Source organism: Candidatus Glassbacteria bacterium (assembly GCA_019456185.1).
Lineage (GTDB): Bacteria > Gemmatimonadota > Glassbacteria > GWA2-58-10 > GWA2-58-10 > JAJRTS01.
Genome location: VRUH01000038.1, coordinates 1 through 17,011, shown reverse-complemented (window position 1 = coordinate 17,011; position 17,011 = coordinate 1). Strand labels below are relative to the sequence as shown.

The window sequence follows — 17,011 nt, the reverse complement described above, 5'->3', positions numbered from 1 at the left end:
AAGTGCGCTACAATATCAGTGTGACCAAAGGAGAGTTCCGCATGCGACAGTCCGTGGGGATCAGGGTATCTGTTCCGGTATTGATCCTGGCAGTTTTGCTGGTCGGTAATGCCGCGGCCCAGGACGACTGGGGCAGGCTGCAGACTTTCGAGGACGGCGACCTGGGCCGCTGGACCCTGAAAGGTTCCGGCCGGGTGGCCCTGGACAGCACCTACGCCACCCAGCGCAAGCACAACCTGCGTGTGGAATTCGGCCGGGGTGCAACTTTGAGCGTTGACCTGGTGGGCCTCTGGCGGATGGCGGAGATTATCCGCGAGAAATTCGGCGACGAGGGAGGCGGTGGCTGGAAAATCTACGAGGCGTTTTTCACCGATATCTACGCTCCCGAGCCGGTGGGTCTGCTGGTGACATTCAGGGACAGCGTGGGCGGAGTATGGCAGGAGGTCCGTCACCTGAAGAAGGGTCTCAACATGCTCCAGTTCCGCCGCGAGACCCTGCACGGACTGGATTTCAACAGCCTGGGAGCGGTAAGCTACGCTCCGGCGGGCCCCGCGCTGCTCTATTTCGACCACGTGCGCACCTGGGAATATCAGCCGGAGCTGGATCAGCGCGGCAAGATGGACATTAGTTACAGCGACTCGATTGCAACCCCCCACGTGCCCTGGCAGCGTCCCGACGCCCAGGGGGCGGTCAAGGGTCTGTTCACTCCGCGGGCCGCGGCGGGCAGGGTGATGGTGGAGCTGATGCAGCGTTTCGAACTGCAACCGGCCACGGTCACGTTCGAGCCGTCGCTGGGCATGCACCGCTGGGCGTTCGGTGATTTCTACGGCACCCGCGCGCTGGGCTACGACCACGTGGACGACAAGTTCTCGATCAGCTACACCGATCTGACCAGCGAGCTGGAGAGCGACAAGCAGTTCGACGTGATCGTGCTGACTCCGATGAGAGGCTGGCAGAACTGGCCCCCGGAACTGCGGCGGGCCCTGCTGGAGCGGGTCCGTAACGGCGCGGGCCTGGTGCTGTTCCAGCCGACTGATCTTGAGGCGGATTCGATATTCTCCGAGCTAAGCCCGCTCGACGGCCGGATCGAGATGGAACAGGTGCACCTTCGCGAGGCCGACCAGCCCGAGGAGATGCCCGGCGGCATGCGCCGGGCCGAGTGGACTGTCGTGGACGGCGAGCACTATATCACCCGGGGAATCCCGCTGGAACTGGTGCCCACGGAGGATATCCCGCATCTGGCCTACGACGCCGGCCAGGACCAGGTGCTGATCGCCAGCCGGGAGGGCAGCCCGATCCTGGCGGTCGGCTCCTACGGCAGGGGACGGGTGGCCGCCTTCGGCTGGGTGGACCACGGGATGTTCCCGGTGGTGGAGAACCCGCTGGAGGAACGCGACGGGCTGCCGTACTGGGAATACCTGTATGCGCTGGTGGGCCGGACTGTGCGCTGGGCCGCCGGACGGGACAACCCCGAGAGCGGGATATTCTCGCCCTCGATCCGGGATGACGGCGGTTCGGTGACCGTGACCGCCGTGCTGCAGGGTGTCTTTCCCGGCGATTCGGTGGAAATTTCTCTCCGCAACGGCGCCTGGGATGCACTGCAAGTCGATACGCTGGCCGTGCACGCCTCCGGGCGGATCGAACACAGGTTCGTCAACACGTATCATGCAAGCCTGGCAATTGTCGGGCTGAGACATATCCGCTCCGGCGGCCGCGTGGTGGATTTCGCCTCCGCGCTCGGGCGGACCGTCAAGGGGCCACGGGTCGAGGCGATCGAGTTGGAAGCGGAAACTGTCCCGCTGGGAATCGTGCTGAGCGGACAGGTCAAATTCAGCGGAAATCCTCAACGGGTCGCTCTGAGCCTGACAGACAACCGCGGCAGGCTGCTGGGAGCCGACACTGTGGCGGCAACCGGCGGATCGGCTCCGTTCGCGTTTAACACGGGCGGATGTCTCAGCCGACGGGCAGTGGTGAGCGTCCGGATCCTGTCGCCGGCCGGGGACCCGCTGCATAGCCTGTCCCGGGCCGTTTTTATCGACCGGCCGGCCTCCTGGGACGACTACGAAGTGATGATGTACCGGTTCATGCCGATGATCACTGCCGGAGAATGGAATTTTCTCGACCGCAGGATGGAGGAGCTGGGAGTGACCGCCTGGGCCGCGATCAGCCCTGAATTTGTCTATCGCAGCAACCTGGGAATCCAGGCCGAGACGCGGCTGGACACCGAGGAGTCGCTGGACGGGGCGGGGGAGATACCATATCGCCAGGCGAAAACCAACTACCTTAAAACCCGGGACAAACAGTATCTGCACCGGATCAACTGCCTCCACGACCCGCAATACCTGGCAGAGCAGCGCAGGGTGATATTCGAAAAAGTATCGCGGTTCAAACGCTTCAGCCCGTTGAGCTACTACGCTTACGAGGAACCGTCGCTGACCCACTACGGCGATGCGTTCGATCTGTGTTTCAGCCCACACACACTGGCCGCTTTCCGGGAGTGGCTGCGCGGGCGGTACGGCTCGCTGGATGCGCTGGACAGCCAGTGGGGGACCACGTTTGCCGGGTGGGATGAGGTGATCCCGGACGACACATTCGAGGCGCAGGAGCGGGGCAACTATTCGAGCTGGGCCGACCACCGCACGTTCATGGAAATTTCCTACGCCGACAACTACAGCTATGTGCGCGGCCTCGTGCGCGAGGTGGACGACGACGGTCTGGTGATGATGACCGGCACCCAGCGCACGGTGCCGCACAACGGTTACGACTACTACCTGATCGACCAGGCGATCGACCATACGCAGCCCTACGGCGAACCGGCCCGTCACCAGGCGTTCATGCGCGAGGGAGGCAAGATCACCGGCTGCACTGGCTATGGGGTCTGGGGACCCAAGCTGGACTACGAGCTCTGGAGCAGACTGTTCGCCGGGCACACCGCCGGCAGCGCGATATTCTGGCAGTTCTCCACTATCGACCCCGATTATCGCCTGTGCAAGAGCGGCCGGGACATGATGAACATCTTCGGTGAGCTGCGCCACGGCGGTATCGCCAAACTAATCGCCGCCGGGGAGTCAACACCCAGCGAGGTGGTGCTGCTGTGGTCGATCCAGTCGATCCACGGGAGCTGGATCCAGGACGGCAGGATTATCGAGCAGGACGGAGCGCCGAGCGCGATGTTCGACCGCTGGGAAGCGAACTACGAGAGCTGGCGCCGGCTGCTGGAGGACCTGAGCGTACCGTACCGGGTGATCGGCTGCCAGATGCTCGAGGACGGCTGGCTGGACGGGTCGGGCGCCGAAATCCTGGTGCTGCCAAACTCGTTGGCCCTCAGCGACAGGGCGGCTGAGCGAATCGCCGGCTTCGTGCGCGGCGGGGGAGCGCTGATCGGCGATTCGCAGACCGGACAGATGGACGGGCACTGCCGCTGGCGAGCTGCCGGTGCGCTGGACAGCCTGTTCGGGATAACCGCCGAGCCCGGCCAGGTGCCTGTCAACGGCGGTATCGTCCAGCGCGGCGGCGGCTGGGGACTGGAGATCGCCGAAAGTGACCTTCACGCCTCCGCTGCGGAGCAACTGGACCTGGGTCCGGGCTTGCCGCTGGTTTACCGTAACAGTTTCGGCGACGGCGGCGCGTACCATCTCAACACGTTCGTCTCCGGCTACGGCAACCTTCGCGCCGGGGGCCGCGGCAGCGCTGTCCGCAACTCGGCGATGAGACTGCTGCGGGCTGCGGGCTACGAGCCCCGTTTCCGCCTTCGACCGGCAAGCGGCACGGATCTCAAGGCGGTCAAAATGACCACCTATAACCTGGGCGCGGGCAGCCTGATCGGACTGATCAAGGACTACCGGATGGTCGGCCCGCCGCGGGATATCGAGGTCCTGCTGCCGAACGACGGCTACCACTACGACGTGCGCAACGGGCGCTACCTGGGCCGCGGCCGCACGATCCGCACCCCGATCACCACCGGCGAAATCAAGCTGCTGGCCAGCCTGCCCTACCAGGTGACGGATGTTGCGCTGGAGTTGCCGCGGCGGGCTCACCGGGGCGGCAAAGTCCAGTTCTCGTTCGGGGTAAATCTGGCCGCGTCAACAGAGAGTAGCGCCGCCAGTCTGCCCTCGGCCGGACCTCACGTGTTCGTCGTGGAGGTCTACGGGCCGGAAGGAGAGAAACTTGGTCACTACAGCGGCAACGTTTCCACTGCCGCGGGTAGGGGCAGGCAGTCGTTTCAACTGGCGCTGAATGACAAGCCGGGCGACTGGCGGGTACGGGTGCGCGATGTCGCCAGCGGGGTGTTTAACGAAAAATACGTGGAGGTTGAGTAGCTTGCAAAGTTCAGGACTTTCGCGGCTGGAGCGCAAGGTGGCGAGTATGATCGCGGAACTGGCGCCATGCCGCGCGCTGGAACTCGCTCCGGGTCGCGGAGCTCTCAGCGCGGAACTGGTCCGGCTGGGCCACCGGGTGGAAGCGCTGGATATCGCACCGGAAAACTTTGTTGCCGATAAAACAGGAGTGCGGTTGACCAAAGGAGACCTGGACGACCCGTTGCCTTACGCCGACAACTCGTTCGAGCTGGTGGTCTGCTGCGAGGGAATCGAACATCTGGAGCACCAGTACGCTTTCGCCCGCGAATTGGCCCGCGTGCTGGCGCCCGGCGGCACACTGGTAATCACCTCGCCCAATATCAACAACGCCGCCAGCCGGTTACGGTTTCTGCTGACAGGGTTCTACGCACTGGCCGTGAGGCCGTCGAGTGAGTACGAGCGCAACCGTTATATCGAGCATATCTATCCGCTCACTTTCTGGCAGTTTCGCCATATCCTGCACACGGCGGGGCTTAAAATAGAGCGAGTGGACACGGACCATATCCGCAGAAGCAGCCTGGCACTCGCCCTGCTCTGGCCGCTCAGTTACATTCTCACAGGCCGCACGCTCGCCAGCGAGCCGGACGACCGTCAACGCGAGGCCAACCGGGAGATCAACAGGCAGATGCACTCACTTTCGCTGTTTTTTGGCAGGACGCAGATTGTGGTGGCTCGCAAGCGGAAATCGACATATGAACTTTGAAGCCCGGGCGGATACTTGGGGTGCGCCCCTGCAACTTTTCGCAGTTCTTAATTTGTTAATCCGAAGAATCAACAGGACAGGGGCTGCTCCGGATCGACCGGGCAGCCCCTGTTCATATACCCTTGCCTGTCCGAGTAGAGTATCGGCCAGATTCTTGAACTAAGCAGCAGGCGGGCCGGCACGTTCATTGCAGGAGCCGCCGTGAGGGGGGATGAAGGGGCGCGGTGGAAAGCAATGAACGTGCCGGCCCGCGTCCTTACAGCTTTTCTCTTAAAGCTTTTTTTCGCTCCGAAGACGGTTTACCCGCGAGGGACGCTGCAGGACCATGAACGCAACTCCTGCGCACAGCAGCACCAGGCCCCAGACAATATCCAGGTGGTATTCGGCGCCGAAAACAGGCGGAGGATTCAGAGCGTTGAAGATTCCGCTGGCGGTGACTGTTATCCCGTAAACTCCCAGGATTATTCCGCACAGGAACCAGATTGACAGGCTCATCTGAAGGTTGTCGCTCATCGGATTGCCTCCACTGGATTACCAGAAAACAATATTCAGGACCACGAAAATCGCAAAACTGACCCAGGCCCAGAACGCCGGACGGCGGTACCAGGCCGATGGACCCTCGTGGGGCAGTTCGCTTGCGCCGAACACCAGCCCGACAAGTTTTTCTTCCGGCTTGGGTTTGGTGAGCAGACTGATAATCACCGTGCTGATAAAATTGACTGCAAACGCCCAGAGCGCCTGCCACATATTCAGCGCCATCGTGCTGGGATTCTCGCTGAGCGTAATCAGACCGGGGTCCACAAGGTCGAATTTTACGCCGCCGAATATTCCGATCGCCGTGCACATGCCCAGCAGAAGGCCCCAGAAACCGGCTTGGGCGGTTGTCCTTTTCCAGAACATCCCCAGCAGCACGGTGGCGAACAGCGGTGCGATAAAGAAGCTGAACAGGGCCTGCATGTAGTCCATGATACTGCTGAACCGTTTGACAATATAAGTCGTGGCGATCGAGATCAGCACCCCGACGAGAGTGCTGAGCCTGCCCAAGAGCAGGTAATGTTTGTCCGGCCTGTCTCGGCGGATATAGGAGCGGTAGATGTCGTAGGTCCAGACCGTGGCAAACGCGCTGATATTGCCGGCCATCCCGCTCATGAACCCGGCGATCAGGGCGATTATACCCAGCCCGATCAGCCCGGGGCCGAAATAGCGTTTCATCAGCAGGGGAAGCACCGCGTTGTAGGTCTGGGTGGCGCTGATGTCAGGGCTTTCGGGCTGAAGGTCCGGGATCAGGGCGAACCCGATCAGACCCGGCAGGATGACGATAAACGGGATCGCCATCTTGAAAAAACTGCCGATCACGGGCGCGGTCTTGGCCGCGCGGATATCCCTGGCTGTCAGCACGCGCTGGACTACCAGGTAGTCGGTGGTCCAGTAGCCCATGCTGATCACGAAACACAGGCCGAACACGATCCCCAGCCAGTGCATGCCCATCGAGTTGAGATCCGGACTGGCCATTGTTGACCAGATATGCATCCGGTCCAGCACCGGGGCGCCCGGCCCGGTCAACTCGGCGGCGCGCTGGGCCACCAGCGCCACCAGCTTGTCCCATCCGCCCACCTCGATCAGCCCGAAAATCGGGATCAGCAGACAGCCGGCCCAGATCATGAAGAACTGGACAATCTCGTTGAAAATCGCGCTGGTCAGTCCGGCCATGGTGACATAGGCGGCCACGGTCAGCGCGGTGAGCCAGATACTGGTATCGAAATCCCAGCCGAAGAAATTTTCCAGCACGAGCCCCATCGCGTACATGCTGATCCCGCTGGCCAGCAGGGTCATCACCACGAACGTGACTGCGCTCAGGCAGCGCGCCGCCTCGCCGTAGCGCAGGCTGAGGTAACCCGGCACCGAATGGGTGCGGCTCACGTGGTAGAACGGCATCATGAAGATGCCCAGGAACAGGATCGCCGGGATCGCGCCGATCCAGTACCAGTGGACCGAGAGCATGCCGTATTGGTAGGCGGCCGATGACCAGCCCATCAACTCCAGCGCTCCCATGTTGGCCGCGATAAAACTGATCCCCGCAATCCAGGCGGTCTGGTTCCGTCCGGCCAGAAAGAAATCCTCGCCGCTTTTCGTGTAGCGCCTGAGGTAGAATCCTACGCCCAGGACGAATACGAAATAGAAGACGATAATGAATATGTCGACTGCGTGGAGTTGGAACATGGGCTGAGCGCTGCCTCCTGCCCGGTTGGGTGTGAAAGACCAGCCGGATCAGAATTTTTCCCAGTGGATCACCTCATCGAGCGAGCGCTTGCTCCGCCGCGGCGGATGGTCGTCGGCCGGCAGACCCAGCGAGACCAGGCTGACCAGCTTATACTCCGGCGGCGCTCCGACCAGCCTGACGATTTTTTCCGCATACGACTTCTTATCCCCGGCCACCCAGCACGAGCCGAGCCCCTGGGCGCAGGCGGCCACCATCATGTTCTGCGTTGCCGCTGAACCGTCCTCGAGGTAGTACTTCGTATCCCGGCAGAGGACTACCACGCATACCGGGGCCTGGACGATAAACTTTCCGTAGTCGCAGATTTCAGCCAGTTGGGCGCGAATTTTATTGTTGGTGACCACCACGAATTCCCAGGGTTCGACGCCATGGCCGGTGGCCGCCAGCCGGGCGGCGTCAATCGCCGCCTCCACTTTTTCTTTTTCGACCGGGTCTGTACGGTAACTGCGGATACTGCGTCTTGATTTTAACGCTTCCATTGCATCCATCGTACTCTCCAGGTGGGCGGTTTGGAAAGTGATGAAGATGTCAGTGCAGCTCCGGCAACAAAAAAAGCAACAATCCTTTCTGCCGGGACGTTATAACTTAGAGATTGAGGACAATATAGCAGTTTGTCTTTGACTTTGGATTAATAATTTATTATCAATTACGCTTGATGAGTGCTTCCGGCCGGCTGTTTTCTGCGGCGGATAAAAGTTTGAAGGAGGTGGACCTTTCAATGCATTTCAGCGCCCAGGAAGAATACGGTCTGCGCTGTGTGCTGAGCCTGGCGCGCAACCGGGACGAGGATTCGGTGACCGCGCGCGAGATCAGCGAAAGCGAACAGATCAGTCTGGATTATGTCCACAAGCTGCTCGGGATTCTCAAACGCAAGGGCCTGATCGATAGCACCCGCGGGATCCACGGCGGCTTCACCCTCAAGCGTACTCCCGGGGATATCTCTGTCTGCGAGGTGCTGGAGATGTTGTCCAGCGAACTCAACAGCGAAGGGCACTGCGCCAAGTTCAGCCGGCGCAAGACCCACGCCTGCCAGGGTCAGGAGGAATGTAACGTCAAGCCTTTCTGGGATACGATCTTCCGCTTCTACGAAGATTTCGGCTCCCGGATCACTATCCGGGACCTGATCGAAAAGAACATCCCCACGGTCCAGGTCAGTTTCTAAAAACACATGCCGCGCTGAATTCCAACCGCTAACGCCTCCTCCTCCCGCCGAACCCCGTCGGGCGCCAGTGCCGCTTTGCGTTAGCGTTCCTGCAGTAACTCCCCGTAAGCCTCGATGAAACTTACGCCGATTCCGCGGTCGGTTACCCGCAGACGGTCCTCGTAGTTCATTACCTTGTAAAACAAGGCCGCCTGATCGTAGGCTTTCCGCGCTTGATCCGACCCGATCGGCCGGCCCATCGGGTCGGACAGGCTGGCCAGCACCAGGGGCCTGGGGGCGATCGCGGCCGCCAGCGAGGGTATATCGTAGTGGGCCAGAGCCCCGCGGACCACGTTGTCGAGCTGGTCCCGGTGGTACTTGGCGTCGATCACAGCCTTCCAGCTCACCAGCCCGCCCTCGATTATCACGCGTCCGATCCGGCTGTCGAACGCCGCCGCGTGCATGGCCGGCACGCCCATCCGTCCCTTGGCCACCAGCAGTATCTCATCGCCTCCGCTGATCTCCGCCAGCAGGTCCACGGCCCGCACCAGGTCTGCCGCGCGCATCCCGACCAGTGACCGGTTGACATGGAACGCCATCAGCGCCATGTCCCAGTCCGGCGAGAACCACTTGACAAACAGGCTGCTGCGGGTAGAGGGCCTCGCTGTTTCGCCCTGGCCGCGAAGGTCGGGGGCAAGTACGAGATGGCCCGCCCGCACCAGCTCGGCGATATCCCCGCCGGCGTCGTCGCTCTTGCTGTAAGCCGAGGTCCAGAGTACGGCCGGCTTGCCGTCCGAGGGGTTGTCCGGGCGGAACAGCAGCGCCGGCAGAGTGATACCCTCTTCCACGTTAAAACTGACCAGTTCTATTTTCATTCCGGGCCGCTGAACGGAACCGCGCAGCTGAGGTTCCAGCGCACCCTGGGGCTTGGTGTAAGCTGAAAGTCGACGGGCCTGGGTGATTATCCTGTCGCGCTCGGTTTCGAGTTCGGGAAGTTTGATCGGCTTCTTCTTGGTGTACATGATCCGTGCGGCGAACTTGCGGTTGAGAGAGGCCATCGTCTCGGCGTTATCGTAGCTGGTAACGGTCTGGCCTGTGGGCGTGGCCCACAGGTCCCGCTCATCCTCGGGAATCCGCTCCGGCTCGTCGTAGTCGATCTCGCGGCCCTGGAGGTGCCTGGCCAGCCACTCGACACAGGCCTGGCGGCGGGGCCTGGTGTAACCGTGGTAATCGTCCGCCTCGAACTTGGCAACCTTGTCCTCGGCCCCGAACAGGCCGTAGACCCGGCTGGCTTCGGTATATGTGTGCCGCGCGCCGACGATATTGAAAAAGTCGCGGATCGCCAGGTTCATCAGGTACGGCTTGGGGGCGAACGCCAGCGGGAAATCACCGAAATCCAGTCCGTTGCCGATAAAGGGCAGCATGTTCTGCTCCGCGTCCTGCGGGCCGATGGTGCTCCAGAGTTTACGCCAGGAGGTGAGATAGCAGCTCGGTACGGCGGCGGCCAGCCGGGTGTCCATTGCCGCGAGATAGGCGGTGGCCATCCCGCCGCCGCTGTTGCCCGTGACCGCTATCCGTTCGGGATCCACCTCGGGACGGGAGATCAGGTAGTCGATACTGCGGATCATGTCCCAGACGAAATAGGTGGCGGCGTTGGCTCCGGTGAGCAGGCACTGGATCCCCGGCATGCTGTGCTCGGTGGTCGTGCCCTCCAGCCAGGTGCTACCCAGGCCCTCGTCCCAGTACATGAACCTTTCGCCCTGGCCCGGCGGGTCGAACGTGAGCACGACGAACCCCTCGGTGACCAGGTCGACCCACAGCGCCTGGTACACGTCGGCGGCCTTGCCGTTCATCGAGTGGCCGCAGGTGCCCAGTACGGCGGGGTACGGTTTCCGGCCGCCGTCGGGAATAAACAGGTTGCCGGTCACGTAGAAGCCCGGCATGCTCTGGTAGACCACTTTCTCCACAGTGTAGCCGTCGCGTTTCAGGGTGCCGGTCACTTTCGCCTTGAGGTTGGTCTTCCCGGGCAGCGGACCGAGCGTGGAGAACATCCTCTCGCGCACAAGTTCCTGCCGCCTTCGCACGTCGCCCTCGCTTTTGAGCGCGGCGATCTCCCGGTCGCGTCGGTCGAGATAGTCCCAGGCGATCTCGGTCAGGTAATCGTACAGCATTTCTTCGGCCTGTTCGGCCTCCGCCGCGCTGGTTCCCCAGACAGCCAGTTCGCCCTGGGCGGGCAGCAGCGACGGGAACAGCACGAGCAGGATGACACTGAGCGGACGACAGAGCATTCGGAGCGGGCTCATCGGATGCGGACTCCTTGTTTCGGTTGTACAGGGTAGGAAAGCGGTGTGCTTTAGATGGGACTGCGAAACCGGCATGTACCCATGATAAAACAAATCGGCGGGCAGACAAGGAAAATCGAGCGGGAGGCTCGGGGGTGGCGATGATGGTCAGAAAATACCCTGGACCCCTGAAATCTCGGCCTCGAACTTTTCGACATGGCCCTCGATATAGATGGAGTGGCTGTCGAGCCGGGTGGGTTCGATTACGAAGCGGATGCCGAACACAACTTCCGGCAGGGCGAAAATCTGCTTGAGCTTGGGGTCTTCGCTGGAAAGCTCGTAGATGGCCGGCAGGAACATCTTGCGCTGAACCTGGACCGCCGAGGGGTCGTTGTAGATATCGATACTGTTGCCCACGAACATGGTTACCGAGGTGGCGCCGTCGTGGTTGCCCGGTGTGATCTCCAGCCTGAGATATACCTTGGCGTTTTCGATATCGACCAGATCGTAGCCGCCCCGGCCGATCGGTATGATTACCGGCGAAATCAGCGCCAGGTGGCTGCCCAGTTCTCCGGCGGCCATCTGCCGGTTCAGCGGTAACTGCTCGCTGAGCTCGAAAGTCTGGCTGCGGTAGTTAATCACCGTGGCGTCGAGCTGACCGATCAGGTCCAGCACCTCGCGCTTGTGGGTGGTACTGCAGGCGGCCAGCGCCAGGGCCGCGATCAGGGTTGTCGTCAGTACGGTCGATTTACGCATATTCTCTCCAGGGGATACTACCCCCGCGGCCCGCAGGCTGTTTCATCGGACCGAGAGCGCCAATAGCGAAAGCCCGCCCACTTTTGGATGCTGGGGCGGGCTTGGCTTCACATAGCTGACCCGGTATGTGCTGCGTGCCTCAGGCGGTCGCCTTGCGGCTGGTCAGGTCCGCGCCCGCGCCGAACCGGTTGTGCCAGTAAATCAGCACCGGGCTGGCCACGTAGATCGAGGAGTAGGTACCGACGATAATGCCGATAAAAATCGCCAGGGCGAACGGCCGGATAACCTCGCCGCCGAAAATCAGCAGGATCAGGACCACGATCATCGTGGTCAGCGAGGTGATCACCGTGCGGCTGAGCACGTTGTTGATACTCTTGTTGATAATCCGGTCCAGGCTCAGGCGCTTGCGCTCCTTGGGGTACTCCTCGCGGATCCGGTCGAAGAGCACGATCGTATCGTTGAGCGAGTAACCGATAAGCGCCAGCAGCGCGGCGACGATCGGCAGGTCGATTTCCTTGTTCAGCAGCGAGAACACGCCGACCGTGATCGTAACGTCGTGGATCAGCGCCACGATCGCGCCCATGGCGTACTTGAAATCGAACTTGACGCAGATGAACCCGACAACTCCCGCGCTGAGCGCGATAATCAGGATCGTCCACAGGTCGCTGGCCAGCACCACGCTGGTTGTGCTCACGGTCAGCACCACCAGGCCGAAAATCAGGGTGACCAGCACGCCCAGGAAGCTCTCGGCCTCGAACCGGATCGAGATGTAGATGATAATGCCGATCAGCGCGAACAACATCGCCAGCATCGCTTTCTCGCGCAGCTCGGTGCCTATTTTCGGACCGACCAGATCGCTCTGTTCCACGATATACGGGTTGTCCGGCATTGCCTGGTCAAGCCGGGTGGTGATCGTGCCCAGGTAGGTGTTGTCGCCGGCGTCGGTCAGCTGCAGCCTGACCAGCACGTGGTTGCGGTCGCCGAAATGGGTCACCTCGAACGACTGAATCCCGGCCCTGTTCAGCACGTCGCGGATATCCTCGGCGGCCACTTCCTGCTCGAACTTGAACGTGATCGCCGCTCCGCCGGTGAAATCGATCCCGTACTTGGGGCCGCCGTGGAGAATCAGCGAAAAAATGCCGACCGCGATAACCGCCAGCGATATTTTCAGGGCGATACCGCGGTGGGCGATAAAGTCGAAATTAGGATTCTTGATCAGTTCCATGTCAACTTGCTCCCGGGTTCCTATGCATAACTGAACTGTTTACAATTTAGCCGGCCGACCGCGGTTCAGATGGCGACGGATTTAACATGCTTGCGGCTGGTCCACAGATCGAAAATGACCCTGGTCACGTAGATTGCGGTGAACATACTGGTCGCCAGGCCGATCGAGAGGGTGACGGCGAATCCCTTGATCGGGCCGGTGCCGAACTGGAAGAGCACGATCGCGGTGATAAACGTGGTCACGTTGGCGTCCATGATCGTGCTGAACGCCTTTTCGTAACCCGTGTCGATTGCGGCCCGCACCGTTTTGCCGGAGCGCAGTTCCTCGCGGATACGCTCGAATATCAGCACGTTGGCGTCCACGGCCATCCCGATAGTCAGGATCAGACCGGCGATACCGGGCAGAGTCAGCGTGGCGTTGAACCCGGCCAGCACCGCCATGATTATCAGCATGTCGAACATCAGCGCTACATTGGCCACCAGGCCGCCGAACTTGTAGTAGAACAGCATGAAGATCACCACCAGCGTCAGCCCGATTATCGCCGCGCGGCTGCCCTTGGCGATCGAGTCGGCGCCCAGGGAGGGACCGACCGTCCGGCTCTCGGCGATTTGCAGCGGGGCGGGCAATGCGCCGGCCCTGAGCACGATAGCCAGGTCGCGGGCTTTCTCCATGGTCTGCACGCCCGAGATCTCCGCCCGGCCGCTGGGGATACGGCTCATGATCCGCGGGGCGAACTTGACAATATTATCGAGCACGATAGCCAGGTCGCGCTGGATGAACCTCTCGGTAATCACGGCGAAACTGTCGGCGCCCTCGCCGGTCAACTCCATCATCACCAGCGGTTTGTTGGCAGTCGAGGGATCGTAGCCGCTGCCCAGCGTGGCGTTGGCGTCGGCCAGGAACTCGCCGGTCATCTCCGGCTTTTCTTTCATCAGGTACACGCGCTTGTATTCGCTGCCGTCGGGACCCAGGTAATTCGTATCGTCGTCACCCCACATGATTTCAAGAGTGTCCGGCTCGTCGCTCTCGTCGGCGCTGCGGTAGCGAAGGTAGTCCACCATGTTGTTTACTTCGGCGTTGGCCAGTATCTCGACTACTTCAGGGATAGCCATGTAGGCCTGGACCAGCGGCACATTGTTTATCGGCACCAGCAGTTCGCTCTGCTGACGGCTCCCGGCCTGCATGGGCTGCTGGAAAAACAGGCGGCTGAACGTGCTGGCTCCCTCGCCGGAAAGCCGGCCGCCCTCGTCGAGCAGTTCATCCAGTTCACCGGTGCCCTCGCCGCTCGTGTCGGCGGCAGCCTCTGTCGAGTCCTCCTGCTGCTGTTCGCCGAACAGTTCCATCGGGTCGAATACATCCTCGGCCTGCCCGGCCGCGTCGGCCAGCCGATCCCCGTCCGCCGCGCCGGATGCGTCATCGCGTTCCCCGGCCAGGATATAGAGGTCGTTTTCCTCGATCAGTTCATCGATAATGTTAAGCGCCTCGCGGAATTCGCCCTGGGGTTTGACCAGCTTGAATTCCAGATACGCACTCTGCTCCACCAGCGCCCTGGCGCGGGCCGTATCGACCACGCCGGCCAGCTCGACGATAATCCGTTCGTTGCTGGCTTTCTGGACCAGCGGCTCGCTGACACCGAACTGGTCGACACGGGTGCGGATAATCTCCAGCGCCCGGTCGATGGCGTCGGCTTCCTCGCCCTCGCTCATATTCATCTCGTCCCGGTCGAGTTCCAGGACCATGTGCATGCCGCCCTGCAGGTCGAGTCCCAGCTTGATGCTTCGCTCTTCCAGGTCACGCAGGCGCTGAGGGTCGGAGAGGTGCATCAGGCGGCGCTCCTCAGAGCTCTGCCGTGCCAGGTAGACCGTGGGCCAGAGATAGTAGATACAGCCGAAAAAGATCAGCAGAATGAATATCACCTTGAACTTGATGTTCTGAAACATCTGAGAAAACTCCCATGCGGGTAAACGTTACGAGACAAGTTCCGGGCATTTATCCGGGAGAGGACCGAGTCCGCAGGTCAGCGGTAACTCCAGCTTCCGGGGCTGAGTACAAGAATCATATAAAATAGAAATCCCCTAACTACTTGTCAACCTAAATATACGGCTTATATTCAGCTTAACTGGCTGTAATTTCGCCAATTCAACCGACTCCGCACCGATTGTGCGGCCCTGGTCACGAGGAACTTCTTTTGCCGCTGGTGAGCGTAATAATCCCGACATACAACCGCGCGGCGATGCTTCGTGACGCGGTGGAAAGCGTGCTGAGCCAGACTTTCCGGGACTTTGAACTGATCGTGGTCGACGACGGCAGCAGCGACGGGACCGGCAGGCTGCTGGCGGACTATGGCGACCGGCTGAAAGTGCTGCGCACCCGCAGGCGGGGTGTCAGCGCGGCGCGGAACCGGGCAGCCGCCGAGGCCGGCGGCCGCTGGCTGGCGTTCCTGGACAGCGACGACCTCTGGTTGCCGGAGAAACTGGAAACACAGCTTGCCGCCCACGCGGAGAACCCGGAATACCGGTTCAGCCATACCGACGAGGTCTGGGTGCGCCGCGGACGGCGGGTCAATCCGATGAACAAGCACGCAAAGCGCGGGGGACGTATATTCGAGTGGTGCCTGCCGATGTGCCGGATCAGCCCGAGCAGCGCGATGATCGACACGGGGCTGTTCGGGCGGCTCGGCGGATTCGACCGGGCTTACCGGGTCTGCGAGGACTACGAATTCTGGCTGCGGTTGACCGCCGCCGAGCCCGTGCTGTACGTTGACAGGCAGCTGATTGTCAAGCGGGGCGGCCACGAAGACCAGTTGTCATCGTCCCACTGGGGTTTCGACCGCTGGCGCGCGAGGGCTATCCGCAAGGCGCTTGACAGCGGCGCCCTCGACCAACCTCAGTATCGGGCCGCGCTCGATGAACTGGTGCGCAAGGCGGCGATTCTGGAGCAGGGTTACTCAAGACGCGGCAAACGTCTTCAGGCGCTGCGTTACGAGCGGATAATGGAATGGGCGAAAGCCCGTCAGCAGGAACTTGCACCCGGAGTTAAAGAGCTGAAAACAGTTATTTGACGAGGCGGATTCAATTGGATGAGACGATTCTGGTAGGAACCAGGCTGAAAATGTTTGCCACCGATGAAATAGACACCTCGGACCGTACCTGGGCGCTAAGCTGGCCGGCCGAGCGCGTGCTGAGTGCGCTGGAGGGAAGCGTGCGCCGCCTGGGAGTTATCAGGCCGCTCTATGCGCTGGAGGGCGATTCCGGGCTGGTGGTGGTCGACGGGTTCCGGAGGGTTGCGGCGGCCCGGGAGGCGGGAGTGGAAAAGATTCCGGTGGTGCTGCTGGATAAAAAGATCGAGCCGGCGGTGATATTCGAGACACGCTGCGCCGATGTGGCCGGACGGCTGACCCCGGTGGAATCCTCCAGGCTGGCCCGTCGCCTGCGGGAGCAGTTCGCGGTGGCTGAGGATGACATTATCGGCACGTTCCTGCCGCTGTGGGGCCTGGGCTCGTCGAAAAGCGTACTGAACAAGCTGCGCGAGCTGGAGCGGCTGCAGGAGCCTGTCGCCCGCTGGTGCGCTGAAAACGGAGTCGGCCTCCGCGAGGCCGGGCGCTGGGCTCGCATGTCCCGCGAGGGACAGCGGGCGATGCTGGTGGTGGTACGGACATTCAAGCCGGGTGGCAACCTCCTGCGCGGCTATCTGGAACTGACCGGGGAAATCACCCTTCGCGAGCACACCACCGCCGAGGAGGTGCTCTCCGAGAGCCGGATCCGCAAGCTGCTGCTCGACCCCCAGGCCGCGGCCTCGGGAGGACGGGAGACTGTCCACCGGGTGCTGCTGGAGCGACGGTATCCCACCCTGCGCGAATTGGAGGAGAAACTGGGCAGGCTCACCGGCGAACTCGGTCTGGGCGGTGAAATCAGGATCGAGCCGCCGAGGCTGTTCGAGGGCGAACGCTACCGCGCCTCGTTCGAGTTCGGTTCGGCCGGGGAGCTGGAACAGGCGGCTCTGCGGCTGCTCGACGCCGCCCGCAGCGGCAGGGCCGGCGATTTCTTCCGCCTGCTTGGCGCTCCCGATATCGCCGAGGGAGACGCCAGGTGATCTACGAATTCGATACGGTATTCGTTCATCCCGACGTGGCCGCCAACCCGCGCACCCGTCAACTGCTCGAGCGCGTGCCTCATCGTCGGGTGGAGGAAATCGAGCGGATCGAGCACCTGGAGCGCCGCAGCCGCCAGGACCCGGCCTCGAGTATCATGCGCCGCAAGTTCAATCTG

13 protein-coding genes are annotated in these 17,011 nt (G+C 61.8%); 6 read left to right on the top strand and 7 right to left on the bottom strand.

Annotation, left to right across the window (positions count from 1 at the left end; translation table 11 throughout):
• Positions 1-41: 41 nt before the first annotated feature.
• Both FVQ81_12835 and FVQ81_12830 read left to right on the top strand, forming a co-directional pair.
• Positions 42-4,319 carry a hypothetical protein gene (locus FVQ81_12835; protein ID MBW7997433.1) on the top strand — a complete coding sequence of 1,426 codons (4,278 nt, stop codon included), beginning with the start codon at positions 42-44 and terminating at the stop codon, positions 4,317-4,319.
• Positions 4,237-5,061 (top strand): class I SAM-dependent methyltransferase, encoded by an 825-nt coding sequence (locus tag FVQ81_12830; protein MBW7997432.1) that lies wholly within the window; start codon positions 4,237-4,239, stop codon positions 5,059-5,061. The genes FVQ81_12835 and FVQ81_12830 overlap by 83 nt, the downstream gene beginning before the upstream one ends.
• A 270-nt stretch (positions 5,062-5,331) precedes the next feature.
• Here the strand turns inward: FVQ81_12830 and FVQ81_12825 are convergent, their stop codons facing one another.
• Genes FVQ81_12825 through FVQ81_12815 form a run of 3 tightly spaced genes read right to left on the bottom strand, consistent with a single transcriptional unit; the run spans position 5,332 to position 7,827 of the window.
• Positions 5,332-5,574: a hypothetical protein gene (locus tag FVQ81_12825; GenBank protein MBW7997431.1), complete on the bottom strand. Its 243-nt coding sequence runs from the start codon at positions 5,572-5,574 to the stop codon at positions 5,332-5,334.
• Between the two features lie 18 nt (positions 5,575-5,592).
• Positions 5,593-7,281 (bottom strand): sodium/solute symporter, encoded by a 1,689-nt coding sequence (locus tag FVQ81_12820; protein MBW7997430.1) that lies wholly within the window; start codon positions 7,279-7,281, stop codon positions 5,593-5,595.
• A gap of 48 nt (positions 7,282-7,329) precedes the next feature.
• Entirely contained in the window at positions 7,330-7,827 is a 498-nt protein-coding gene (locus tag FVQ81_12815; protein MBW7997429.1) for a nitroreductase family protein, read from the bottom strand.
• 167 nt (positions 7,828-7,994) lie between these two features.
• Here FVQ81_12815 and FVQ81_12810 point away from each other — a divergent pair, with 167 nt between their 5' ends.
• Positions 7,995-8,501, top strand: coding sequence for an Rrf2 family transcriptional regulator (locus tag FVQ81_12810; protein MBW7997428.1), 507 nt, complete (start codon positions 7,995-7,997; stop codon positions 8,499-8,501).
• 80 nt (positions 8,502-8,581) lie between these two features.
• Here FVQ81_12810 and FVQ81_12805 read toward each other — a convergent pair whose 3' ends face one another.
• From FVQ81_12805 to secD, 4 genes are all read right to left on the bottom strand, one after another.
• Positions 8,582-10,858 (bottom strand): prolyl oligopeptidase family serine peptidase, encoded by a 2,277-nt coding sequence (locus FVQ81_12805; protein ID MBW7997427.1) that lies wholly within the window; start codon positions 10,856-10,858, stop codon positions 8,582-8,584.
• 72 nt (positions 10,859-10,930) lie between these two features.
• A complete protein-coding gene (locus FVQ81_12800) occupies positions 10,931-11,518 on the bottom strand; it encodes a hypothetical protein (GenBank protein MBW7997426.1) in 588 nt (195 codons plus the stop codon).
• A 139-nt stretch (positions 11,519-11,657) separates the two neighbouring features.
• A complete protein-coding gene (secF, locus tag FVQ81_12795) occupies positions 11,658-12,743 on the bottom strand; it encodes a protein translocase subunit SecF (GenBank protein MBW7997425.1) in 1,086 nt (361 codons plus the stop codon).
• Positions 12,744-12,808: 65 nt separating this feature from the next.
• Positions 12,809-14,683 carry a protein translocase subunit SecD gene (gene secD, locus FVQ81_12790; protein ID MBW7997424.1) on the bottom strand — a complete coding sequence of 625 codons (1,875 nt, stop codon included), beginning with the start codon at positions 14,681-14,683 and terminating at the stop codon, positions 12,809-12,811.
• 248 nt (positions 14,684-14,931) lie between these two features.
• On the opposite strand from secD, the gene FVQ81_12785 reads away from it, so the two are divergent.
• The 3 genes from FVQ81_12785 to FVQ81_12775 form a co-directional block, all read left to right on the top strand.
• Positions 14,932-15,804: a glycosyltransferase gene (locus tag FVQ81_12785; protein ID MBW7997423.1), complete on the top strand. Its 873-nt coding sequence runs from the start codon at positions 14,932-14,934 to the stop codon at positions 15,802-15,804.
• 14 nt (positions 15,805-15,818) lie between these two features.
• Positions 15,819-16,835, top strand: a complete 1,017-nt coding sequence (locus FVQ81_12780) for a hypothetical protein (protein ID MBW7997422.1) — start codon at positions 15,819-15,821, stop codon at positions 16,833-16,835.
• Positions 16,832-17,011 (top strand): hypothetical protein (locus FVQ81_12775; protein MBW7997421.1); only part of this gene is annotated, 180 nt, incomplete at its 3' end. The genes FVQ81_12780 and FVQ81_12775, both read left to right, overlap by 4 nt.